Below are 22,033 nucleotides of genomic sequence, written 5' to 3' on the forward strand. Positions count from 1 at the left end.
ACTGTCCGCGGAAGTCGGAAATCATATGGAACACCGTGGCTACAACTCGCAGATGCAGTCAGTACGCCCCCAAAGGCACTCTGACCTTCTGGAATCTTTAGCAGATGAAATTTCGGAATTAAACCTATTTCGCACGTAAATTTGTCCTTCCACACCTATATCGAGCATAAGATCGCACACTCATTCCTCGAAGTTCGAAATCCTAGATGAAAGAATTATCGTTTCTTTTCAGACTGTAGAACCATCTTTCTAAGAAATCCTCTTAAGAAAACAGATAGAGGGCCATCAGATATCCGATGGCCCTCTATTCTCGTTAGCTCGACAGCTTTTGGGGTTTAACCCATGCTTGAACGGCCAAATGAGCGGCTGCTGCTGCCACCGAAGCCTTTCCATTTCACAACATTCGTTCGTGTCGTTTTGGCGACCGGCTTCGGCGGTTTGGGAGGTGTGTATGACGAAGTCTTTTTGGTCAGACTGGTCACCGATGTCGACGGTTTGCTGCTCGAGGTCGAACTGTTAACCGTGGATGTAGCTTTCGACGCAGTTTTCGGGCTTACATACGGCTGGGTGCCGTAGTTGCTGCGGTACCGGTCGTCGCGATAGCGGTTACGGTCACCAATGTCGTCAAGAGCATCGGAAACAATCATGCCGACAAGAAAAGGAGTCCAGAAGTCGCCGCCACTATCAGAATTCCGGGCTCCCGGCCCACCGCATTCGCCAACGCCATAAACCTGCTCGCATTCCTGGCGGCTGTTGAACTTTGGCTCCGGCTCAGTGATGGATGGAACCGGTAGGTTAGCCATAACGCGTTCACAGCCAGCCTCGGTAAGGTACTGGGACTTTTCGACGCAGTCTGCGACGCTGGAGTATGGCTCCTTCACTTCCATGGCCATGGCACGGACAGTGTCGTTCGAGGCCTGCTCGTCAGGGCCGCAAGCGACAAGAACCAGAGCTGTCGTCGCAAAGAGTGCAGCTTTGATGTGAGATGCACGTTTCATAACGTTATCCTTTCGGGTGACAGAATCAGTACGTCATGCTGGCGGCATTCAGCATACCGACCAGGACGGAGACGGCGGCCAGCTTCAGCGCCGGGGCGATTTTTCCATTGTTGATGTCATCCGAGATCGAACTATGGAACATACGGAAGATGATGAAGGTTCCAAGCTGAACCAGTCCGGCAACGACAACCCAAACCATTGCGTCGATGAAGCTGACCGAGTCAATGAGGGCTGATGCCACAGGCAGACCAAAGCCAATGAGCGTACCGCCATAGCTTGTGGCTGCTGCCAGATTATTGTCACCAATAAGCTGGCCTTCGTTGTGCGGAGTGAACATGGTGTAGAGCTTCATGAGCAGCAACACCAAGATAAGTGCCGGGAAAAACTGGAGAGTGAATGGCAGGAGAGCCGACAGAGAGTCAAGCAGTGCTGCGAAATAGAGATTCATGGTTCGGAAGTCCTTTTCTTACACGGAATACTGTGCGGTTGAGAGCGGAACGCCAACGAGGAGGGAAACACTCCGATCGCCGCGGTCATCAATTTCGGCATTCACAAGCAAAAGTTCAGGTGAGCCGTCTTCAAGTTCACGCCGGAACATCATGCAAATTTGCTGACAGTCACGGCCGACATGTCTTTCCCCAGATGTCCAGACAGTTTCGAGGAACTGGACGGGGTCTTCAGCCTTTTCGGAATCGTCAAACCAGAACCGGTCAAACGTTTCCCCTGACCGCAGTTTGTAAGAAACCTGTTTCATGCGATCTAGATGCTCATTCCAGTCATTTTCAGACCCAGGGTGGAACACATGCTTGGTGAAGAACAAAATGGCGTCATCGCCTTCCGCTGCACCGTTCTGCACCATGAACTGGATGAAGTTGACAGTTTCACCGTAGAAGCGATGGATGAAAGTCCCATCACCCATATCGGCGATCCCGTGCCCTTCCAGCACCATTGTGGCGTCTTCCAGTTCGAACAGGGAACCTTCGGGTTGGATTTTGCCCAAAAGTGGATCGATTTGAACAGTGTATCCGAGAGCCAGACCACTGATTTCCGGCAGAACCTTAGCAGCGGGCTCTTCCTTTTTCTTTGATTTCAGCCATCCAAACATGGTTATGCCGCCTTCTTTGCTTGCCAGCCAATGTCTTTGTCTGACAGGCGGTGAGGGGAGACGAAATAGACACGGGTGCCCGCGGGCAACGCATCGCCGGTCACATGGAAATCAACAGTCGAATTTCTTTCAACAGCAAGCAGTGTCCCCTTGCAGAGTTGGTGCAAACGCTGCCTGAGCCAGTCGGCTGTGACTTCAACTGCGTCAGGAACAACAACAGAAAAAATTGTGCTGCTATTGGATGCACTGAGCAGGGCCGTCATGACCACTGAAAGGCCCGGGTCTTGCACCGCACGCACCAGCATTTCAGCCTGATGCGACGAGAGACAGTCGACTGTAATCGTGTGCTCGAGGATGGATGCGTGTGCTTCGTCCTCAATATAGGCGACCATATGCGCGCTTGTATTGATTGAACGAACCGCCATAGCCACGGCACTGTTTACAGCATCGTTTCCGGTGTCGACAATTACCTGCGCCGCATTTTGGCATCCTGATCGACGCAATCCTTCGACATTGTCATAAGTCTCGGCTCGGATATAGCGGACAAACTCTTGGTCGAGCATTACTTCTTCCGTGGCAAGCACGATGATTTTTGAAGCCTGCTGACCGCCATCAAGGAGTTCCCGGATCATTTTTTTCGTACGAGCGTAATGATACCCGACAATTACGGTCGCTCCGTCCACAGTGCGAAAGTCGCCTCTGCCTTCCATGCGCGCTCTCCATACTCCTGCCAACGTCGAAATGCCCTTGGCCACCACAGTGGTGAAAAGCGCAATGGCGCCAGGCTGGACGAAAGCAATGGTTACTAATTTGCCGCCAGCGGTTGACGGAGAAAGGTCCCCATATCCAACCGTTGTTGCAGTGGTTTGGTAGAAATAAAGAAAATCAATTGGGTCGTCGACGAAGGGGTCTCCTATGAGCATGTAAAGCACTTTGCTCGCAGCCATGTGCCCAATCCATACCATAAACAGGACGTTCCACGACATGTCACAGATGCGGAGATAAAGCTTAAACAAAGCTTTCTGAACAAATTCAGACTTATTCTTCACGGATATTCTCCTTCCAAGGATTATTTCGTTTATCAGGTAAAATTCTCCTTGTCAACATCGACGGCGACGGTATATAGAATGGTCACCGGCGACGCTTACCGATATGGAAAACACATGCCCCAGTCAAAAGGAAAAAGGGCCAGACACGACCGCTGGCTGAAGAAGCAGCAGGAAAATGGTCTTGAAAGAACGCAAGTGCGGGTACCCGCAAGCAAAGTGACGTTAATCCATCATGTCGCAGACGCAATTCGCCGGGGGGCGGTAGTTTTACTGTCACCCGCCGATGGAAAAGAACTCCTTCAAACAAACACAGGCAAGGATAAAATGCAGAATATTGAATCCCCATGGACCACCGCCTCGCTTAAAACAGCGTTCGAAGAAAGCTCGTTGATTGACAGCGAAGAGTTCAAGGTCGAAATTGTCGACGGTGCATCGCCGGTTCTGAAAGTCACGGCGAATGAATTTGGCGATATCGAACTGTATGTCAGTGTCGTTGAAGAGCAGATTTTGACCTCCGTACTCCTGTGCAAGCGTTCCGACATCGCCGAGCAAGCTGAACTCGAAGGGATGATGCTCCGTAATCACAAAACCATTCTGCCTCTTTCTGCTTTCGGCATCACCACGGTCGCGGGCGAAGAATGGTACGAGATTTTTGGTGCCATGTCGGCTCGTTCACCGATTTCGGCCTTCGTAACTGAAGTTCGCACAATCGCAAACAATGCAGTTGAAGTCGTTACCGAACTCTTGGCCGACCTGATGGTTCAGCAAGCCGCCTAACGTCCGCCACTCATTGAAGAAATCTGGAGTTTACATACAATGTCCCTTCTCAAACGTCTGTTTACTGCCGCCCGTGGCGGTGCCACCGAAGTCGGTGAAGCGATTGCCGATACACAGGCAATCCGTATTCTTGATCAGGAAATCCGTGATGCGAATGAAGCCATCCGCTCCGCTCGGGTGGCGCAGACAGCCATTACGGCAAAGCGCAAGCTCAAGCAGCAGGAAGTTTCTGACCTTCAGAAGGACCTGGACAAGTATCTCGGCATCACGAAAGGGCTGCTTGACAAGGGTGGTCAGGAAGACCTGTTGAACGAAACCGCGGACCATGTCGCGGCGCTCGAAGCCCGCCTTTCGACCGAAACCGTCGTTCTTGAACAGCTGGTGAGCAACGAAGCAGCTATTGCGACAACGCTGAAAAACATCACGGCCAAGCTCGAACAGACCAAACAGCAGGTTGACAACGTCAAGGCTACTGAAGCGGTGCAGCGGGCGCAGTCGTCGGTGGCTTCACAGCGGGCAGGCGTCAACAGTGCCCTGGGTTCTGCCGCAGCAAGTCTCAGCCGCATTCAGGAAAAGCAGAGGCAGCGCAAAGCCATGTTTGAGGCGGCCGAAGATCTTGATGCGCAGGAAAGTGGTTCGTCGCTTGATGCGAAACTGGCAGCCGCAGGGATCGGTTCGACTTCATCGTCAGGCAGTGATGTGCTTGCCCGCCTTCGGGCTGAGGCCGCGAAGTAAAGGCCGCAAGGCAAAACCAACAGAACGGGGGAGGGGTTATCTCCCCCGTTCCATCTTTTCAAGGGTGAAACAATGAAGCGCGCAGTATCGTTTGAGCGGCCAGATTGGCGAAAAACAGCCGAAGATATCGGCTTCAACTTTCATACCATGTATGGACAGGATTACTGGCACGAAGCGCATCGCTACGAGTTCACCATTGAACAGGTGGAGCGAGATATCCGGCGACCGGCGAAGGAGCTGCACGAGATGTGTCGTGAAGCCGTTGACTTTGCCCTGCGTTCCGAAGAATGGTTGAATAAGCTGCGTATCCCTGAACAGTTTTGGGATATGATTGTTCATTCATGGACAGGAGGCGAACGCGAACTTATTGGCCGATTTGACTTTGCTTATGATGGCGTCAAGCCAGCAAAACTGCTTGAATACAACGCGGATACACCAGGCTCCATTCTTGAATCCGGCCGGATGCAGTCTATGTGGCTCCACGATCTATTCTTTCTCGGACAACTCCCTGAAGCATCCCGACAGGCGAACTGGTTGGAAGAGGCGATTGTCGCCAGATTCAAGGAAATGTTCTCGCCCGGGTGCCATGTGCATTTCACCGGTGTGGATGGAAACGTTGAGGATCGAGGCACGCTACGATATTTGGAAGCATGCGCCTTTCGCGCAGGGCTGATTCATCACTATGTCCCGATTGACGCTATCGGTGTAGACCGGGAAGGGCGCTTCGCAGACCAGAATTCTGTTGTCATCGACAGCTTGTTTAAGATGTATCCGTGGGAATTCATGTTCCGGGAGGAATTCAGCAGTTTCCTCCCGGGTTCGGAGGTCACCTTTATTGAGCCTGTCTGGAAGGCTGTTCTTTCGAACAAGGGGCTTCTGCCACTTCTTTGGCATCTTTTCCCCGGCCATCCGACCCTGCTACCAGCATATTTTGAATCGGACGCCGATAAGACCGATTTGGGCTCTTCATTTGTTCGCAAACCAATGTTTTCGCGCGAAGGGACAGCAGTTCAAATTGTTGAAAACGGGTCAGTTCTGGAAAACACCGAAGGAGCCGTACTGGAAGAATGCTTCGTGCTCCAAGAGTACTCGCCATTGCCCGAATTGGATGGCAACTATCCGGTCGTCGGTGCCTGGATCGTCGGCACTGATTTTGCAGGGATCGGCATGCGAGAGGACAGTGGTCAGATTACAAAAGATACCAGCCGATTTGTGCCACATATTGTTCTGTTTTGAGCTTGATTAAGGCTTCTGAAATCAAGCTCAGCATAACATTTCAACAAGCGAGGAGAGTTTCAGCAGTGTTATTGGCATGACATCTAGGCGTTAATGCCTGACGGGATTTGAAGCAGGAGGGACCCCGAAATGGCAGTCTACAAACGCTATGTTTGTCACACAAAGGCTGATGACAGAGCTGAAGTAACCGCGGGACTCCTAAATATCCATGGCGTGCATGTCCTCAAATCTCCGGTAAGGCCAGGCCGTTTCATTGTAATCTGCGACAGTGAGATTTCCGATACCCGTTTCTGTCTCGTAGCACTCGATTCAGTGCCGTCTTTTACCTGGTCAGAACTAGTCAGTTAATCTTGGCGAGAATTGGGGCTTTCCGGGCAATCTGCTTCGGGTGACACTTCTTTCTCGGTTTGCCATGTTCCGACGGAGTTTTCCCACCTCGAGAGACCTATCATCAAAAAATCGGCTGTTTTTGCAAATATCGGTGTCGTCGGCGCTATATCAATTCAGTGCCACCTCAGTTAATGGAGCAGCAATGCCTGATGACGTCTCTAAACTCATTAATGAGCGAATTCACCATCTCGATTACACAAATGCGTTTGTCGGTATGAAGTTAGGTTTGCAAAGCGGGAACATGGTTTCGATGCTTAGACGCGGCCAGGCCAAACTGCCTTTGGAACGTGTCCAGGAAGTCGCCAAGCTTCTTGAAGTCTGTCCTGTCGCGCTGATGAAGCTCTGCCTGCAAACCTACCAACCATGGGTGCTTCAAGTTCTCAATGGTGATCGAACGGGATCTTGACCGTTATCCAAACTAACGAGCTGGTCGCTTGCCAGAGAACAGTTAAGAGTGCAGCTACCTATAGGTTATTGTAGCTTTTGAGGTTTTCGATGAAAGACTGTGATTTTGAGAGTGATACGCTGACTTTGGTCGTCAGGTTTGGTAATGGCGAAGTCAGCCAGCGGCTTATTCAAAAGAGGGTCTTGAACCTCATGATTGGGCAGACTTTCATCACCGGCGATGAAGCAGGCATTCGTAAGTTCCTTGATACCAAAAGTCAGCCTGCGGAGACTTTTGCGCCGGTTCACTATGGTGTGGTGGTTGTTGACTATCAGTCCAAAAGGGTGAGCTCCATGCAAGGCTATTGCAGTTTGACCCGAAAGCTGCCCGAGTACTTCGGATTGATGTATAGCGATGCAGAAGAAGTTGTGGCGGAAGAGCGGCAGCGATATCAGGGGCTTATTTCTGATGGTTGCCTTTCGCTGCGTTCCATTGCCGGTTCAAGGAATGGTCACGACAAAGCTCTGGGAGTCGTTGGTGAAAGTTATGACGCATTGTGCATATCCATGAGAGAGCAGATGCGGAAAACTGACAGCCGGGTGTGCGTTGTGATTGACTGGCATCCGATGAGAGTTGTTGAGTACAACGATACTCTCGACGGAAGTCTGTACCTGAAAGCTGACTTGGCTGATGATGGATTTGTATTCAGCGATCTGGATGAAGCATGTTGGGATTCTTGGTTCAACTCAAAGCAAATGGAAGAAGGGCCAAAGCCCAACCAAGTGTCGTTCGGCCGCTAAATTAGTCGGGGCTATGTGAAAACAATAACAACCGAATTGGGTCGTTAACATTTGAAATGTTAGTATACAAAGCAAGATGTTAGCGTCAGAAATTCAGTCGGTCGGACCTATAGGTGCAGAGTTATGACACGAGAAATGAAAATGTTGCTGGAAGCTCTTGATGCGTCCAAGGCTCAGATTGATGCCGTCCGACCGCTGCCGAAGCACACCGTCGCTTCCTTGCGTGATAAACTGCACCTGGAGTGGACGTATCACTCAAATGCCATTGAGGGAAACACTCTCACCTTGCGGGAAACCAAGGTTGTCCTTGAAGGGATTACCGTTGGCGGAAGATCTCTGGTAGAGCACCTTGAAGCCATAAACCATCGTGAAGCCATCAATTACGTTGAGGGTATTGTCGCTGACCAGGAAGACTTAAGCGAATGGCAGATCAAGAACATTCACGCTCTGGTGTTGAAAGGGATCGATGGGGAAGGGGCCGGGAAATATCGTCGTGAGAACGTGGTTATCTCCGGTGCCAGCATAACGCCGCCAGACTATCTCCTCGTCGAGGACAAAATGCGGGAGATGATGACCTGGTATGAGAAGGCCAAGCAGCTTCACCCTGTGGAGCGCGCGGCCAAGCTGCACACGATATTTGTGAAAGTGCATCCGTTTGTGGATGGTAACGGCCGGACCGGACGTCTGCTTATGAACTTTGAGCTGATGAAATTCGGATATCCGCCAGCTATTCTGCGCAAGGAGGACCGGCTGGATTACTACAACGCACTTGATGAAGCGTGTTCAACTGGTTCCTATGACAAAATCACAAGAATGATCGGCGGAGCCGTTCAAAGGTCACTTGATACCTATGTTTCACTGGTTCAACCTGGTGTGAAACACAACGTGGTGAATGATGCCTCTCCAGAGCCGGATATGAAGCCCTAGCAAGATTACGGTGCAGGACCGCCTGACACGGCGGTGGGGCGGTCTAGTGCCGAAAATAGAGGGTTGATGACCGTATCGAAGTAGTCATGAATGTCGAAGTCAGCGCTATTGCACGTCAAACACCCGCTATCCACGTCGCTTTTCAGGCTGGCCGCACATTTTTCCAGAGCATCGTGTGCACCTTCGCGGTCACCCGCCGAAGCATGCCTTTCGAAGGTATCTTTCCAATGTTGAACGCCATACTTCAGAATGTCGGATAATGACACATCGCTTTCGTCATACTCGAGGAGTCCTGATTGAAAATCGTTCAGTATTCCCTGGAGCTTGCACCGAGGCACCTCAAATTCATCCAAACTCATTAGCTCACTTCCTCTTCTGTGCAGGTATTTAAGGTGATTTCATCCCGAGTAACTCAGTCGCGGTAGAAGGGCAGCCTTTATGTTATCCGATGCGAGCTCGGGCAATGGATACTCCCGCACTATCTATCCCTGGTCCGCAACAGATATGCCTAAAAATCAGCAAATTGGCCGCCACCGTTCAACTGAACTCACGGAGAGAAACTTCCGTCCACATCATTCTCGGCACGTGAAGCGAGAATATGTTGAATATCGCCAGTGATGCGCATGACGATTTGACCGTCTTCCACTCCAACGACATCATAGCTGATGTCGGATAGCAGCTCATTTCCTACCAACTTCTCCGCGAAGAGCTCCATAACACCTTCGAGGTCGCGGCTTACGAGATCGTCCACATCGATCAGGATGTTGCCCGATACGAACCCGTGTTCCGACTGTGTGAGTTCACGACCATTATCCGCCTTAAAGGTCTTACCGTTTATCCATTCACATTGTCTCAGAAAAACAGCAAAGGAATCATCACTCTTCTGGTTTTCGATGTATTCAAGCATGATGCGGACCATGTCTCTGTCTCTCCAGCCCATGTAGCCTTCCAAGCCATCTGACGAGACAATATGCTCCTGATTCACCTCGCGGGCATGTTGTAGCAAATGGTCGTCGAAGGCCGCTTCTGATTGCTGGTTTTCGATGTATCGCTGTAGGACGACACGTTGGCTATTGTCGCTCCACCCTTGTGTCGCGATAGCATCCTCGAAAATTTCATATAACGATGCGTGGCGCATTGCTTTTCCCTTTCAATTAGTTGGTCACGGCCTTGGTACCGCAACATCTGCATTGCTGTCTGTGTGAAGTTTCCTCATGGAATGCACAACGTCATCGAGCACCGCATTTAAAATGTTCCTCCCAGTTTCGCTCAGCGGAATAGGGAGTGCTACGGGCTTCAAACAAAGCAACTCCGGCTCAAGCCCCTTAATTGGCTCTTTCGGGTCATAGACGACCCAGCCGGTCTGCTCGGAGAAACCCTCCGGAACCCACGCTACTACCTTCGGTGCCTCGAACACCGCCTGACGGATGGCAAGTTTTGCATCTGAGTGCACCGTCCGACCGAAGAGTGGTTCACCAGAACGAGGGTCAGGAGACCAGCCCCTATTTTCCCGCATTTCGGCTACGATGCGTTCGTTCTTGGCCTTGAGATATTCAGTCCAAGCTTGCTTGTCATAGCGTTCACCATAATAATCACCTGGCCTGAAACCATCCTCGAAAGCCATCCAATCTTCCTGGGCCCAGTACGCGGTTGTGACGGGTGGAACGCCTGTGGCCCAAACTGCGTGCTTTATGGTTACGTTATTCATAGAAGTCTCCAAGGGCAACTGTGCCCGGCACGATGTTTGACTAAGGCCGAAGGGAAGAGGGCGTTTCACCCTCCGTCACCGAACTCTGATTCCTCGAAAATTCAGTATAGGTTTTCGCGCTCATTCGCCGAGAGAGTTTCAATGCTTCGGTGTATTTCAGATGGCTTCGTGTCACCAACGGAATCTGAGTGTTGCGCACTCGGTCTGCCAATAGCCCAAGCCTCCTTTGCTCATCCGGCTCCAGATTTTTGACGGTCCCTAGTTCATCCTGCATGTGAAGCAATTTCGTGAAGCTGGATAAAGTGAGCAAGTTCCCGAACGGGATCAATGTGGCCCGACTTTCCGTTTCTGCTTTTGTCACATAGTGCACCTCATGGCGAGGCGTTGAAAGGTCGACAACAAAGCATCTGTCGTTGTTCCAAATTGACGAGATCCTCTGAAGGTCGGTTTTAAAATCTCCATCGACGACAGATGCTGCCCAACTAAGGGCTCCGATTTCCTCGCGGCCATGAATAACCACGTAGGACTTTGTTGCATGACGTGGAAAGCCATAGGGTTCGACACATTTCACATTAGATTGGTTTTCTTGGTCGGAGACTTCCCACATAACGACCACGTTGAGCGGTACGCCATCGATGATATCCTGAAAGAAACGGCAGATTTCGTCAGGCTCCCACGTGTTCTGGTCTTCGGAGGCCAAAATCCCAATGCCGCCGATCTGTGTACGCTCGACAACTGCTGAGATGCTGGCGAACATGTTTTTGCTCATGTGATGTTCCCTTTTTGATACTGGGGAAATGCTATGAGCGATAAACGCAACCAACAAATAAATTGTACCTTGCCGCTTGTTCCGGAATATGTTTGAGCGGTGGTTTTGTTGATAGAAATGGGTACCAACATGTGTGAGAGCGAAACAAGAATTAAAGCTTTTGTCGAACAGTGGTCTTCAATGCATGGACACGGCGACAGCATCCAGGTTCTCAATCCGGGAAGTGAACTTGAAGTCGAACTGAAAGCTAGTGAACTGCGGTTAGTTCTTCAGAACCAACACGATCTCAGAGAGGTCGTTACGTCTCTGCTGGCGTACATTGATGCCATCCCTTCAGAGACGGTCGCCAACTTCCCCACTATGCCGGGTGTCGATAGGGATTACGTCGAGTTTGTGCTCGAGAACGATGAGGAAGCGCTGGAAGCGTATCGGTCCCCGACCGAGGCGGCGAAGCTGGCAGCGTCAGGTATGAGACGCTGACTATGGTATTGCATCTCACATCGAAGGTGATGGCCCTGCGTCACTGGAATTGGGGTCGAAAGCATATTCACGGGCATAGAACGCTGCAATATCCGTATTGCTTATTTCTCGGTCTTGTTGCTGGCGGGCGCTGTGCCAAGGGCTACCCTCAGGGCGCGCGAGGACTGCCAACTGTTTGAATGCGAGATGCCCAAATGCTTCAAAGCAATTGTCCAGGAACTTCATGATGTCTTCGGACATCTCCGGTGCCGCAGGCGAGAGTGGTTCTGGCAGTGTTTGACAGATGGTATCCATACGGAACGACGATAGGTCAGCGTATAGATCCGAGAATGTGGGGCCGTAATTCAATGCAATGGCAGGTTCCTTTACCAGCGGCTCATTGTTTTGACCGAGATAATGCGCATGCGCTAAATAGGTCAGCTTCAGAACCTGTCCAGCATTTAAAAACTGCCCACGAGAGGCGGCGGAGCGCAGGAAATAGTTAGCTATTTTTTGAGATGGAAACATTGGTTCGCCCTCGATCTGGTTTATTGCATTCATTACCACACCTATTCGCAAAAGAGTGTGGCAATGAACGCATCACAATCGCCCTCGGCGGCAAAGATAATGTTTTCGTATTCTCAATTATTCTTTGACCTGAAAAACGCTTATAGAAGAAAGAAAATCGCCGAACAATCGAAGTTTTCTTTTTAATTCTAGAGGTGCCCAAGGATAAACGCCCTGATGACGATAACACCTTTGGGTTTCTGTCATCAGGGCTGTGTAAGCGGGCGGGCACTCCGGAACTGATGTTGAATATCCCTGTGTTCCAAAGCCTGTTTGGAGCCAATAAGCCATTGTCTTGTGCGAGCTGCTGATTCCAGGTTCAAACTAAAGACTTCATTCGCTGAAGCAATATCAGTCTCAATCAAACTGGTCGGGGCTGCGGCAGGTGTGAGATACAAAGCCTGCGACATGGAGAATGGTATCCTAATTCCAGACGAAATATCTCCTTTGTCCGTGAGCAGGGATGCGTCTCCAAGAATGAAGTCACCACTTTCCGCTTTTTTCAGTGTCCACTGCATGTCGAGTAATACTGACTTGATTGGGGCCAGTCCACTACGGTCGTGAAGCAGATCGGTAAAGGGTATATCTGCGTTTCCCCCAGGTACGGACAACAATTTACAAAGCTCGTCCTCCCATTTGTTCCTTTCGTTTTCGCTCATGTTTTTCGAGACCTCCACAATGCGCTGATACTCTTCCTCAGTGAAGGCAGGAACGGTGGGGAGAATGCCTTGGAGTATTTGACAAAATTCGTTGTAACTGCCTGCGTCCAGGCCCAGTCGAATTCCACTGGCTAAATCTTGCGAAAGCGGTGCATGGCGAGACAACGTCTGGGGCGCACGCATGAATTGAACTGCGAAAAATTCTGCCAACGCGTCTCGGACAGCGGCGCTGTAGTCTTCGTCCAGAATAGCTTGAAAAGCTTTACTGCCGTCATTGTCCACTTGGTTCAAATAGACGGTTTCGCCATCCGTGTTGGCAACGCCTTCAGGCTGAATAGTGTATAGGTGCGGAACCTGCATCAAGCCAGATGTATGCTCGAATTTCAGCTCAATGCCCGATGCTGTATCACGCAGCACATATACATGATACTTTTGATTTTCAGGGATGGAAGGGTTGTTGATGGGCCGGAACTGTTTAATCCAGAACTGTGGCACAAAGTGATGTTTGGGTTCGGAGGGTATTTTGGTTTTCGTCATTTTTGATGTCCTCATAGTCTTTTCTCGCCGTAATGTCTTTCTCGAACGTCTGCCTTTCAAGGCCGGTAGGGCGAATTCTCGAAAATATGCAAAGTCATCTCGGCTTAGCGGCGCGGTTAGCTATCTTAGCTATTTATGCTTGCTGCGAGATTTAGTAAGAAATGCTTCCAAAATCCTTGATTTCACGCCACTCTTAGATGGAGCCTAGTTGCGGGCGTCGTCAACAAATTTGTCATAAGATATATTATAGAACATTGACGAGATGACCCGTCTGCCCCTCGCACGCTCCAACCACAATGACCAAAAACTTAAAGGAACCCACATGGCCAACAGCATTCGAACTCAGGTGGAAGAAACCATTCGTAAACACCCAGCCGACCCTTCCAAGGCCGCCATTGAGCTGTGCGTAATGCTCGACGAACGGTTTGACTTAGCCGGAAACGGCTGGTTCGATGATGATGACGAGGTCTTGGAAGCTATCTCCTCGTCGTAATTCGTTTTGCTTTGCAATTTACCTTTTGCTACAATTCACCTCGCGAACAGCACGACCGGTTAATGGTCTTGGTTGCCCAACAATTTACCTTTTGCTACAATCGATCCGCTCGCATTTCTGCCGGATGACTAGTCTTGGTTGCCCAACAATTTACCTTTTGCTACAATAGGCTTCAGATAAGTATCTGACACACAACAAGAAACTCCGCATTCTTCATCAGAAAAGTGCCGAGTTTCTTGTTGTTTCGAGTGAGATTTCGACCGGGTTTTTGCATGAATCCGGTTTTGTTCTTTGATGTCAACAATATCCTTATTTCATCTAGTCCTACCCATTTTCCTCTCGAGGGTTATTTCTGTTGGTGCTGGTCAACCGCCCCTCCCCGTAAAATCAATCTTCAGACTTGGGAAGGGCGTCCTTCAGGGCATCGGTAAGCGCGGTTTTGATGTCATCCCCGCTATCCTCATACGCACTGGATATCAGTTTCAGTATTTTCCCGGCCTCTTCTGTCTCTGAAATCAAAGCATAACCATTGAGCTTTGTCCCCTTCTTGACCTTGAGTGTGGCAGCTTCCCCTGGAAACATCTCGTAGGTCGCCATGAAGGTTCGAGGTGCAACTTTTCCCAGATTGATGGGGATTACGAATGTCGCGTCCTTTTCTACGTCATCCTTGGACGTTTTTGATGTCGGCTCTTCCCTCAGGACCAGAACGAGGCCAATCTCCTTGCTGTTTGTCTCACTGCGCTCCGACGCTGACTTTCCAAAGACAAAATATCTCGGTTTAATCACGAACTGCGATAGCGTTTCTGTGGCGGCTGTCCCGTCCTCTGCCGTTGTCTCTACCTGGATGTTTTGGGCATCGTCCTGAAGAATGTTTAGCTGGAGCATAAAGTCCGGCGTCTTCGCCAGTTGGAGCGTCTGATTATAGCGCTCCTGAGAGATACCCGCCTCCACCGTCTTATCAGAGATACTGGCAGCCGTAACCACGCCCCGGGTAATGACAATGCAGTTGTTTGCCGTCAGATCAACCGGACCGGAAGCGATGTAAGTCGCGGTTTTTGCGTCCTTCAAATCGTTAAGGTAGTCTTTTACACCGGTGTAAGCTGCCTTTGCGACCACAGTGCTTGCTGCGCCCAGAAATGCTCCCGCCACAAGGCCTTGAGTATCCGAACCAGAATTGGATACCGCGGCTGGAATATAGGGGCAGTCTTCAGCACTGGTTGTTTTGATGAATGCAGTGGACCTTTGTGTTGTTTCTTTAAATGCCGTGTCCGCAGCGCTCGCAGCACTGAGTGGCATGGAAACCATTATGGATGTGGCAAGCGCCAACGCCGCCCCTGTCTTGATATTTCTATTTAACATTCAGCCTCTCCAATATTTAGACCCCGAAGTCTGGCGGTTGCTCATGTTGTTTATCTGCGCTTTACACACAGTTCATCAACCTTGAGTTTAAATGCAAAGGTTTTAGACGACAACAGAAGGTTTCGCCATAAATATGGGGGCTAACGGCAGTAGTTAATCAAGCCGGGCGGCGGCTATCGTACCATCACAGCGACAGCAACAGCCTCAATGGCAATTGCGCAGAGAAGGCCGGAAATAATGAACGGATACCACCGCCCGGTGATGTTGTGCCAGACTGTGGTTTGCGCTTCATCATCCGGCCGGTGAACTACTTTGCTCTCAATTCGGTCAAACGCATCCATGCATCTTTTGATTTGCGCGACTATTGGGTTGTCCTCGACGCCCCAGGTACCGTATTCCGACATTGGCTCTTCCTCCGATGTTCACATAGTCCGCATCTTATCCGGTAATGAATATAGTCGAAGCCTTTCTGTCCGTCAAAAATGATACCAGTTGAAACCATTCTCATAGCAGAGCTCGTACTCAATTTGGACCGACTTTCTTGATAGGTGAAGCCGTAACAGCGAATTTTCCTTAAAATAAGAAAACTCTGCTTGTTTTCTTATAGTTCATGAATACTATTAATTGATTAATCCTTCAGGGAAAGCGTGCTATCAAAGGCATGGCCTTGAAGACGATGCACAGATATGGCATTAGAGATGAGGTGTATCCGCCATGCGCTTCCAATTGAGTTGGCTTTTTGCCTTGTTAGTAAGTGCGTTTGTTGTGGCTCCCGAAGCAGATGCACAAGAATATCGCTTCAGGCACAAAATGGCGACAGATGTGCTTCAATCAGCCGTGGAAACTGAAAATCTTCCTCCAGTCCTGTCAGGTAGCATCGTATCCAGTTTGGCTATGGGGACTGCTTATAGTTCCGCGCTGAGTGCATCTGACCCAGAGGGCGATGCGTTGTTCTGGGATTGGTCGGGAAGCGTTCCTCCAGGACTGTCGTTAGACGCACAGACGGGCCAAATAACGGGCACCTCTTATTCTGGAGGTAGTTACGACTTCCAGATATCAGTCAGTGACGTTGCCAATAACACGGCTTCAGCGGGCGCCTCTGTGTTCGTCTATGATGGGTGTACCACAGGTCCTGTTGGGACTGCTTGCCAAGATGGTTCTGAATACGTTACCACTCAGTCTTCTGTGCGTTACTATTTGATGGCACTAGACTACCCGACCCTGCCCTGGCAGGATGCGCAAGACTACTGCGCATCGCAGGGGGGAGCCTTGCCAGACTATTTGGTGGCAGAAAGCATTATAGTGAACAATCGAAACGCAAAATTCGATTTCTTTCCGGATTACAGCTCCTCACCATCCAATCCTTACTGGGTAACCGGCGAAGGGATAGATGTTGAAAATGGTGGTGTTCACTACATGCTTACTCTTTACATCTCGTCTCCATCGGGATTTATGGGGTACGAAAACTCGGATATATCGCAACCAGGCGAATTCTTCTGCCTTCGAACATAATCAAGGTCTTGTCGTAACAAAGACGTCAGCTAAAGCACCGCTTTTGTCACTTGCATAGTAGAGGGATACCTTTCTTCGAAAGAATGGTCGTCAAGTGTCGGCCGTTGCCTTGGTCCGGCGGTCAACTATCTCTGAGGAGAAATAGAACATGACAAGCAAACTAACCTCCCTCGCCTTTGATCGATTTGAAAACAGCGGGGTTGAGTTCAAGGCCCTTGCTGCGGTCGCGGTGGGTGGCATAACTGCCTTCACCATTCGGGATTTCACAGACGCATCCACAGTTAACTTCCTGGTGGGCATGGCTCTTGGAGGTACAGCAGTCGTGAGCGCCGCAAGTGCGACCAACTGGGCGGTCAAAACCACCATGAAAAATGTTCGGGAGTTTTTCGACCTGCCGGAAGATGCTTTCATGACAAAGTCCGGCAAAGCCTGGCATGCGGAAATCTCGAAGATTGAATACGCTGCCCGGGTGAAATCCGGCGACGGGGCCGGTTCGGAAGACGTGTTTGTCGTCAAACAGGAAGGACAGGACCCGGTGGTTATCGACAACCCGGAAATCTACCGCCAGATCGTCAAGGGCATGCGGGATTCCGACAAATTCTCGGTTTTGAAGAAGGATCAGATTGCCAACTATCAAGACGGCAAGTTGCAGGAAACCATCAAGCTCCATGTCGACCGCAATGTTGGCTATATGCGTGGCGAACCCGGCATCAAATGTTCCGAGATTCTGGTTCGGAATCAGGTAACCGGCGTGGAGAAGTCATATTCTCCAGAAGAGTTTCATGCAGAACGAAATGCAAAGGCCGACGTTGCTGCTTCTGTTCCGGCCTGACCTGGCCAAGCCTTGTCCCCTGCCCGGCTTTTCGTAATGATGGCCGGGCATTTTCTATGCGATGAAGCCTTCAAGCACTGGGTTTGCTTTTTCGCTCTACCATCACAGGAGCCTCATCCAAGTCGGAAAGCTGCCAATTCGGCAACGCTCGAATGGCATCAGACAGTTTGCCGTCGATTTCAAGGTTTGTATGGTTCTTGAGCCAGTTGCCGAATTCTGAGATAGGAAATCGTGCATTCCTATCCCCTCCCATCTGCATATAAGTTTCTAGTGCTGCCTGCATGGTTGGGATGTGAACGGTCTGTTTGATTTGCAGTTGAGACTTTCTTTTGACAGGCGCTTTTGACGCTATTGCCTTTTTAATCGTTGACTGAGGGATGTTGATACAAATGTCGGCAGCCTGACTGAAATCCGGCTGCGACCATCCATTGGCAGGATAAAGGGAAATGGTTCTGCATCCACGCTCTTTGAGAATGCGTAAAACATTAAGAAAAATCTTGTCTGCGCTTGCGATCGCAATCGTCATGCCTGGCTCAATCTTGAACTTTCCCAAGTCCATGATAAGCCTCAAATCGGCAGCGTCTTTGTGAGTAGGAACCTTCGTGATAGAGACCGAGCCGTCTTTCACATTGGCATTCCATCCCATGTTCGCCTCATTTGCATACACATGCATGGCGCCATCGGCAGACAGTCCCATCACCTCCAGTAGACTGGAAATGTGTTTTGTAACCTCGTTCGAGAACTGGTCTCCGTCAATCAGAACAAGCACTTTTGTGCTTTTCGGCGCATGCGCCCGTCGAAATACAGAATTGGTGCAACTTTTGAGTTTCGTCAACAACGACATTAGAGAGCGGTCTCCACAAGGCGAGCTTTTCCCTATTATGGGCAGGAAAAGGCACATAATCAAGTCAACAAAGTATAGTTTTCCTTCGTAAACCCCACAAAAAAGGAAAACTGCTTGCTGCGGTTTGAAAGTTAGCCTTACCATTGAATAATAATAGAAAAGCGCAGTTCGCTCGTCGCTGTCTTGGTTACTCCGCAATTTACCTTTTGCTACAATTATCGACAGCCTTTTCCCCGATCATGATGGTGTCTTGGTTACTCCGCAATTCGCCTTTTGCTACAGTTCCGCTCTGGCGACCAGCCGCGATAATAAGTCTTGGTTGCCCAACAATTTACCTTTTGCTACAATGACTCCGGTGTGCTGATGGACAGGCTGGCGGTCTTGGTTGCCCAACAATTTACCTTTTGCTACAATAGACCTTCCGTAAGTCGATGATTTACAACAAGAAACCCGGCATTCATCGTGAGAAAATGCCGGGTTTCCTGTGTGCTTTCGGGATGGTTTTGGCCGGTTTTATCACATGAATCCGGTTTTGTTCTCATCGGTCGAAGTAAGGAAGGCCTTTGACATGCCCGAGAATGTCAACATTGATTTTTTTGAGAGACGCTTTTTGCCATGTTGAAGCTGCGCTGGAGACTTCTTGACCTTTCGCCATGTTGTGCGGTTGTAATCGTAATCTGCCCGGTGTGAAACTCACCACCCGGTAAATGTACGCTCGACGCTCTTCTGTAATGCAGACCATATCATTTTTATACAGCCGCATAACTTTGCGAGCTGCTGGATAGGTCTTTTTCCACCGCGGCTCAGTACCCATGGTGATTGCGTCATACGCCGATACGACATCGAACATCCATTGACCATCTGGTTGCTGGAACACATCAACGAACGAGTTATTATCGCATTTTCGGGCGTGTTTGCCATGAACCATGACAACGCGCTTGTTTGTATAGATGCGGACGCGATTAGTCCCGGTTTTGTCCGCCCACTTCAGCAAGGCCGATTTGAATGCAAAGTCACGAGACGACTTTTGTTTGTCGTCTTTTGGCGGGTTTGCAGCCAACTCTGGCTCAATGACAGACAGCATCGATGCACGGGTTTGTTCCGCCATGTCGGCCTCAAGCAGTTTCTTCATACTGTCGAAGTACTTGAGGACTTCAACACGCTGGGAAACGCGGGTAAGTTCATTGCCTGCGGGTTTGTCGCCCTCCAGACGATAGATGGTATCGACGAGAATCTCTCCCGGGGAGCACAAAGACATATCGGTCTTGCCCGGTTGGAACCCGTTGTTCGGTCGGTGGAAGACTGTCATGTATTCCAGTTTGCATTCGAGTTCGTCACGGAACCGCGCATAAGGTATGCGGAACTCGAAAGGTTTGGCTCTATGTTCAACCAATGCCGCTTCAAACCTGCGAAACTCGGTCACATATACCCGGTCCATCAAGCCGATGACGGCCGCATCAAGGGCATGGTGACGATGGTCGTCACGGTTCTTCACATTGCCTTCTTTGTTAAGAAGCGTGTTTAGTTGAAGGTGGGTGCGAAGGGCAGCGGTAAATCTGCCGCTTGTCACCCATACTTGCAACGGATCGCAGACCAGAGACAGATATTCCTTGGCGACCTGGCACAGATAGCGGGTGTCGTGCAGATGACGGTCGAGGAATCCTTCCGGGTCTATCAGCTTTTCCGATGCAGCCTCTGTGAAGCGGTCGGCCTTTTTACGTGGTAGAGCAGCCCGGGCGCGTTCAAGCATTTTCTGCCATTCGTCCTCGCTGACCATCCGGTCACGGCTAAACGCTTCCCAAGGGGTTCTGTTACCCTTCAACCGGTTCAGGTGCGTGGAGCAAAGCGTCTTGTTCGCGGGGCTGTTGTCTTCAGATCGCGTCATCGGGAGGATGTGTTCAACCTCGAAGTCGCCATTGAAAAGCGATTTCAAGGTGATGCGTTCACCACTATAGACGTCGAACCGTGCTTCAGGGTCAGGTCCAAGCTCTTCCCATAACGCCATCTTCAACAATGCATCACGACGGCCTCCTTCAGGTATGCCCAGCTTGTCCAGTTCCTTGTGGTGTCTTTCTTTGCGGAAACGGTTATCTGCATTCGCCTTCTTTCGAGCTTCCAAGGCTTTCGCAGATAACTTGATTTCGTCTGCGACCTCGATGATTACCTGTGTTGGGTGCCCGTGCTTTGCTATCAACGCGTTTACAAGCTTTCGCAGTTGATTAAGACCGATGTGGACGCTTGGGTTGGCAATACGTCCGAACTTGCGATCCAGAGCTTCGCTGACCCCGTCCCCGAAGCCGACACGATGGGGCAAAGCTTCCCCATAATAAGGAAGTTCGTCATAAATCTCACCGGTCATCAGCCTCGCGTCATTATAACCAGACAGAAGCCCTGCCTCATGAGCAGAATGGTGCAGGCGCATAAACTGAAGCAGGTGCATCGTCGCCGTAACCCCTACTCCGCCTTGGCCTATGGGTAAGCTGGTGTTTGCGATATTTCGTGCTCGGTCTTCGGCCAGAGCAAAGCTGTCTTGCAGCCACGCAATCAGCGCATCTTCATCATCTTGCGTAAGTAACCAGACAACAACAGCCGTCTGGTCGTGAAGGGGCAACTTCGCCCAGGTTGTCCCAAATCGGTCCTTGTGTCCGAGTAATGCAGCGGTTTCATTCCCTTTGAGCGCCTTGGCACCTTCGTATTCGTGGGAGATACGGATGCTGTCGTCCAGCTTTAATAACTTGCGGATTGCCGGAAATCTCATTTCCTTGCGAGTAGAGAGGGCATCATACAGTTTTTCATATTCCGTGTCATTCAGGGCCCTTTTTCGCAACATGCTGTCGGTCAAACGGATGTCAGAAATCGTTTGGCGTAACCGGTATTCCTGGAAGAGCGGGTGCGCTTTGGAAATCCTTGGCCCCTCGGGATGGTAAGGGCAACGTCCAGGCTCTGGCATGGATACCGGCCTTTGGTCGAAGATAGCATGGAATACGGCATACCGTGCATCGTCTGTCAGCAAGTCCGGATGTTCCTGTTTCTGGCGCTCCCATAGGATATCGAACTCGGACAGAACAGCGGTTCTGGAGCTGTAAAAGGCGAAAGCATCTTTGCTTGATGCCGGGATGCGGAGCTTTTTCATTTTGACTTGTTGCGGAACACGAGTTGAATCCTGGTTACCCAAGTGATGTTCGTGCTGGAGCTGCGCGATGGTTCTGTATCCACGCTCTGCCAAGGCCGCTTCAAGCTTGGAAGCCCCTTCTTTGAGAATGCCAGTCTCCGTTTTGTCGTCCGACAACCGGTTGAATTTCGGCCCTCGAAACTTTGCAAGGTGGAGAAGTACGCGGCCGAACTCAAATGGCTCAAGTCTTTCTGTAACTCCTTTGGCTCTGAGGGCATACGGGTGAAGCTGCTTGAGGGCGTTCTGCTGAGACTGGCAAGCCGGGAACAGTTTGTGGTTGGTCAGGGCTTTCAGTAATGCATTCATGCGCTGGCGCTTGTGGGCATTGGTCCGCCTTGCCAACCGGCTCTTACGACGCTCGGCACCTTTCGAGGCACTCATTTTGCTATTCAGACCATGGGGGTGGATTGCGGTGCCAAGGTCAATAAGGGATGAGACCTTCAGGTTTTTATCAAGCAGGTAGACCGCCCACCCGATCGAGGATTGCCCCAAGTCCAATGCAAGCCGATAGGGTTTTGTGGCTCGATAGGACGGCTTGTTCATCGTGATAAAAGCCTGCGTGGCGGGAGCAAGTTTTGACATCGACAGCTGCATAAGACCCTCATGAACGGAGCTCGAAGATTGGGATCGAAAGGAGTTTGGAATATGTTTTGCTTTATTTTTAAGGAAAATGAAAGAAATTTATTGACGCAAAGGAAAACTTTGCTCATATTGAGCTTG

The 22,033-nt window shown here is 50.3% G+C and carries 24 protein-coding genes; 10 read left to right on the plus strand and 14 right to left on the minus strand.

Features of this window, described 5'->3' with window-relative positions:
* Positions 1-335: 335 nt before the first annotated feature.
* From TH5_RS01650 to TH5_RS01665, 4 genes are read right to left on the minus strand one after another with little or no spacing between them, the layout of a single operon-like run.
* Positions 336-998: a DUF1190 domain-containing protein gene (locus tag TH5_RS01650; protein ID WP_114120379.1), complete on the minus strand. Its 663-nt coding sequence runs from the start codon at positions 996-998 to the stop codon at positions 336-338.
* Between the two features lie 25 nt (positions 999-1,023).
* Positions 1,024-1,446, minus strand: coding sequence for a DUF350 domain-containing protein (locus TH5_RS01655; RefSeq protein ID WP_114120381.1), 423 nt, complete (start codon positions 1,444-1,446; stop codon positions 1,024-1,026).
* Between the two features lie 18 nt (positions 1,447-1,464).
* A complete protein-coding gene (locus TH5_RS01660; protein WP_114120383.1) occupies positions 1,465-2,103 on the minus strand; it encodes a DUF2491 family protein in 639 nt (212 codons plus the stop codon).
* 2 nt (positions 2,104-2,105) lie between these two features.
* On the minus strand, positions 2,106-3,152 hold the full coding sequence (locus TH5_RS01665) for a potassium channel family protein (protein WP_114120385.1): 1,047 nt from the start codon (positions 3,150-3,152) through the stop codon (positions 2,106-2,108).
* A 114-nt stretch (positions 3,153-3,266) separates the two neighbouring features.
* Here TH5_RS01665 and TH5_RS01670 point away from each other — a divergent pair, with 114 nt between their 5' ends.
* The 6 genes from TH5_RS01670 to TH5_RS01695 all read left to right on the plus strand — a co-directional run bounded on the left by TH5_RS01670 (position 3,267) and on the right by TH5_RS01695 (position 8,402).
* On the plus strand, positions 3,267-3,929 hold the full coding sequence (locus TH5_RS01670) for a YjfI family protein (protein WP_167443429.1): 663 nt from the start codon (positions 3,267-3,269) through the stop codon (positions 3,927-3,929).
* 39 nt (positions 3,930-3,968) lie between these two features.
* The gene (locus TH5_RS01675; protein ID WP_114120389.1) at positions 3,969-4,664 is read left to right on the plus strand and encodes a PspA/IM30 family protein; all 696 of its coding nucleotides are present in this window, start codon (positions 3,969-3,971) and stop codon (positions 4,662-4,664) included.
* Positions 4,665-4,736: 72 nt separating this feature from the next.
* A complete protein-coding gene (locus TH5_RS01680) occupies positions 4,737-5,900 on the plus strand; it encodes a glutathionylspermidine synthase family protein (protein WP_114120391.1) in 1,164 nt (387 codons plus the stop codon).
* A 532-nt stretch (positions 5,901-6,432) separates the two neighbouring features.
* On the plus strand, positions 6,433-6,696 hold the full coding sequence (locus TH5_RS01685; RefSeq protein ID WP_114120393.1) for a hypothetical protein: 264 nt from the start codon (positions 6,433-6,435) through the stop codon (positions 6,694-6,696).
* A gap of 89 nt (positions 6,697-6,785) precedes the next feature.
* Positions 6,786-7,475: a hypothetical protein gene (locus TH5_RS01690; protein ID WP_114120395.1), complete on the plus strand. Its 690-nt coding sequence runs from the start codon at positions 6,786-6,788 to the stop codon at positions 7,473-7,475.
* A 123-nt stretch (positions 7,476-7,598) separates the two neighbouring features.
* On the plus strand, positions 7,599-8,402 hold the full coding sequence (locus TH5_RS01695; RefSeq protein ID WP_114120397.1) for a Fic family protein: 804 nt from the start codon (positions 7,599-7,601) through the stop codon (positions 8,400-8,402).
* Positions 8,403-8,407: 5 nt separating this feature from the next.
* Here the strand turns inward: TH5_RS01695 and TH5_RS01700 are convergent, their stop codons facing one another.
* From TH5_RS01700 to TH5_RS01715, 4 genes are all read right to left on the minus strand, one after another.
* On the minus strand, positions 8,408-8,761 hold the full coding sequence (locus TH5_RS01700; protein ID WP_114120399.1) for a hypothetical protein: 354 nt from the start codon (positions 8,759-8,761) through the stop codon (positions 8,408-8,410).
* Positions 8,762-8,949: 188 nt separating this feature from the next.
* On the minus strand, positions 8,950-9,540 hold the full coding sequence (locus tag TH5_RS01705) for a hypothetical protein (RefSeq protein WP_114120401.1): 591 nt from the start codon (positions 9,538-9,540) through the stop codon (positions 8,950-8,952).
* A gap of 24 nt (positions 9,541-9,564) precedes the next feature.
* Complete coding sequence (locus TH5_RS01710) at positions 9,565-10,110, minus strand: hypothetical protein (RefSeq protein WP_114120403.1); 546 nt, start codon at positions 10,108-10,110, stop codon at positions 9,565-9,567.
* Between the two features lie 40 nt (positions 10,111-10,150).
* Positions 10,151-10,879 carry a hypothetical protein gene (locus TH5_RS01715; RefSeq protein WP_114120405.1) on the minus strand — a complete coding sequence of 243 codons (729 nt, stop codon included), beginning with the start codon at positions 10,877-10,879 and terminating at the stop codon, positions 10,151-10,153.
* 129 nt (positions 10,880-11,008) lie between these two features.
* Between TH5_RS01715 and TH5_RS01720 the strand changes: the two genes are divergently transcribed.
* Complete coding sequence (locus TH5_RS01720) at positions 11,009-11,359, plus strand: hypothetical protein (RefSeq protein ID WP_147250032.1); 351 nt, start codon at positions 11,009-11,011, stop codon at positions 11,357-11,359.
* A 15-nt stretch (positions 11,360-11,374) separates the two neighbouring features.
* Here the strand turns inward: TH5_RS01720 and TH5_RS01725 are convergent, their stop codons facing one another.
* Both TH5_RS01725 and TH5_RS01730 read right to left on the minus strand, forming a co-directional pair.
* Entirely contained in the window at positions 11,375-11,899 is a 525-nt protein-coding gene (locus tag TH5_RS01725; protein WP_114120409.1) for a Panacea domain-containing protein, read from the minus strand.
* Between the two features lie 212 nt (positions 11,900-12,111).
* Positions 12,112-13,101, minus strand: coding sequence for a DUF4238 domain-containing protein (locus tag TH5_RS01730; RefSeq protein ID WP_167443430.1), 990 nt, complete (start codon positions 13,099-13,101; stop codon positions 12,112-12,114).
* Between the two features lie 322 nt (positions 13,102-13,423).
* Between TH5_RS01730 and TH5_RS25430 the strand changes: the two genes are divergently transcribed.
* Positions 13,424-13,594: a hypothetical protein gene (locus tag TH5_RS25430; RefSeq protein ID WP_167443431.1), complete on the plus strand. Its 171-nt coding sequence runs from the start codon at positions 13,424-13,426 to the stop codon at positions 13,592-13,594.
* A 387-nt stretch (positions 13,595-13,981) separates the two neighbouring features.
* On the opposite strand, the gene TH5_RS01740 is transcribed toward TH5_RS25430, so the two are convergent.
* Both TH5_RS01740 and TH5_RS01745 read right to left on the minus strand, forming a co-directional pair.
* Positions 13,982-14,953 (minus strand): hypothetical protein, encoded by a 972-nt coding sequence (locus TH5_RS01740; RefSeq protein ID WP_114120415.1) that lies wholly within the window; start codon positions 14,951-14,953, stop codon positions 13,982-13,984.
* A gap of 173 nt (positions 14,954-15,126) precedes the next feature.
* The gene (locus TH5_RS01745) at positions 15,127-15,357 is read right to left on the minus strand and encodes a hypothetical protein (RefSeq protein WP_114120417.1); all 231 of its coding nucleotides are present in this window, start codon (positions 15,355-15,357) and stop codon (positions 15,127-15,129) included.
* A gap of 310 nt (positions 15,358-15,667) precedes the next feature.
* Between TH5_RS01745 and TH5_RS01750 the strand changes: the two genes are divergently transcribed.
* Positions 15,668-16,465, plus strand: a complete 798-nt coding sequence (locus tag TH5_RS01750; RefSeq protein ID WP_114120418.1) for an Ig domain-containing protein — start codon at positions 15,668-15,670, stop codon at positions 16,463-16,465.
* Positions 16,466-16,613: 148 nt separating this feature from the next.
* The gene (locus TH5_RS01755) at positions 16,614-17,297 is read left to right on the plus strand and encodes a hypothetical protein (RefSeq protein ID WP_114120420.1); all 684 of its coding nucleotides are present in this window, start codon (positions 16,614-16,616) and stop codon (positions 17,295-17,297) included.
* A 70-nt stretch (positions 17,298-17,367) separates the two neighbouring features.
* On the opposite strand, the gene TH5_RS01760 is transcribed toward TH5_RS01755, so the two are convergent.
* Positions 17,368-18,141, minus strand: a complete 774-nt coding sequence (locus tag TH5_RS01760) for an NYN domain-containing protein (protein ID WP_167443432.1) — start codon at positions 18,139-18,141, stop codon at positions 17,368-17,370.
* A gap of 538 nt (positions 18,142-18,679) precedes the next feature.
* Positions 18,680-21,907: a type II CRISPR RNA-guided endonuclease Cas9 gene (gene cas9, locus TH5_RS01765; RefSeq protein ID WP_114120424.1), complete on the minus strand. Its 3,228-nt coding sequence runs from the start codon at positions 21,905-21,907 to the stop codon at positions 18,680-18,682.
* Positions 21,908-22,033 lie beyond the last annotated feature (126 nt).

Source organism: Thalassospira xianhensis MCCC 1A02616, from assembly GCF_003326475.1.
Lineage (GTDB): Bacteria > Pseudomonadota > Alphaproteobacteria > Rhodospirillales > Thalassospiraceae > Thalassospira > Thalassospira xianhensis.

Coding starts and splice junctions, on each gene's coding strand:
- TH5_RS01650 (WP_114120379.1), bottom strand. CDS start 998: ATGAAACGTGCATCTCACATCAAAGCTGCACTCTTTGCGACGACAGCT.
- TH5_RS01655 (WP_114120381.1), bottom strand. CDS start 1,446: ATGAATCTCTATTTCGCAGCACTGCTTGACTCTCTGTCGGCTCTCCTG.
- TH5_RS01660 (WP_114120383.1), bottom strand. CDS start 2,103: ATGTTTGGATGGCTGAAATCAAAGAAAAAGGAAGAGCCCGCTGCTAAG.
- TH5_RS01670 (WP_167443429.1), top strand. CDS start 3,267: ATGCCCCAGTCAAAAGGAAAAAGGGCCAGACACGACCGCTGGCTGAAG.
- TH5_RS01675 (WP_114120389.1), top strand. CDS start 3,969: ATGTCCCTTCTCAAACGTCTGTTTACTGCCGCCCGTGGCGGTGCCACC.
- TH5_RS01680 (WP_114120391.1), top strand. CDS start 4,737: ATGAAGCGCGCAGTATCGTTTGAGCGGCCAGATTGGCGAAAAACAGCC.
- TH5_RS01685 (WP_114120393.1), top strand. CDS start 6,433: ATGCCTGATGACGTCTCTAAACTCATTAATGAGCGAATTCACCATCTC.
- TH5_RS01690 (WP_114120395.1), top strand. CDS start 6,786: ATGAAAGACTGTGATTTTGAGAGTGATACGCTGACTTTGGTCGTCAGG.
- TH5_RS01695 (WP_114120397.1), top strand. CDS start 7,599: ATGACACGAGAAATGAAAATGTTGCTGGAAGCTCTTGATGCGTCCAAG.
- TH5_RS01700 (WP_114120399.1), bottom strand. CDS start 8,761: ATGAGTTTGGATGAATTTGAGGTGCCTCGGTGCAAGCTCCAGGGAATA.
- TH5_RS01705 (WP_114120401.1), bottom strand. CDS start 9,540: ATGCGCCACGCATCGTTATATGAAATTTTCGAGGATGCTATCGCGACA.
- TH5_RS01710 (WP_114120403.1), bottom strand. CDS start 10,110: ATGAATAACGTAACCATAAAGCACGCAGTTTGGGCCACAGGCGTTCCA.
- TH5_RS01715 (WP_114120405.1), bottom strand. CDS start 10,879: ATGAGCAAAAACATGTTCGCCAGCATCTCAGCAGTTGTCGAGCGTACA.
- TH5_RS01720 (WP_147250032.1), top strand. CDS start 11,009: ATGTGTGAGAGCGAAACAAGAATTAAAGCTTTTGTCGAACAGTGGTCT.
- TH5_RS01725 (WP_114120409.1), bottom strand. CDS start 11,899: ATGAATGCAATAAACCAGATCGAGGGCGAACCAATGTTTCCATCTCAA.
- TH5_RS01730 (WP_167443430.1), bottom strand. CDS start 13,101: ATGACGAAAACCAAAATACCCTCCGAACCCAAACATCACTTTGTGCCA.
- TH5_RS25430 (WP_167443431.1), top strand. CDS start 13,424: ATGGCCAACAGCATTCGAACTCAGGTGGAAGAAACCATTCGTAAACAC.
- TH5_RS01740 (WP_114120415.1), bottom strand. CDS start 14,953: ATGTTAAATAGAAATATCAAGACAGGGGCGGCGTTGGCGCTTGCCACA.
- TH5_RS01745 (WP_114120417.1), bottom strand. CDS start 15,357: ATGTCGGAATACGGTACCTGGGGCGTCGAGGACAACCCAATAGTCGCG.
- TH5_RS01750 (WP_114120418.1), top strand. CDS start 15,668: ATGCGCTTCCAATTGAGTTGGCTTTTTGCCTTGTTAGTAAGTGCGTTT.
- TH5_RS01755 (WP_114120420.1), top strand. CDS start 16,614: ATGACAAGCAAACTAACCTCCCTCGCCTTTGATCGATTTGAAAACAGC.
- TH5_RS01760 (WP_167443432.1), bottom strand. CDS start 18,141: ATGTCGTTGTTGACGAAACTCAAAAGTTGCACCAATTCTGTATTTCGA.
- cas9 (WP_114120424.1), bottom strand. CDS start 21,907: ATGCAGCTGTCGATGTCAAAACTTGCTCCCGCCACGCAGGCTTTTATC.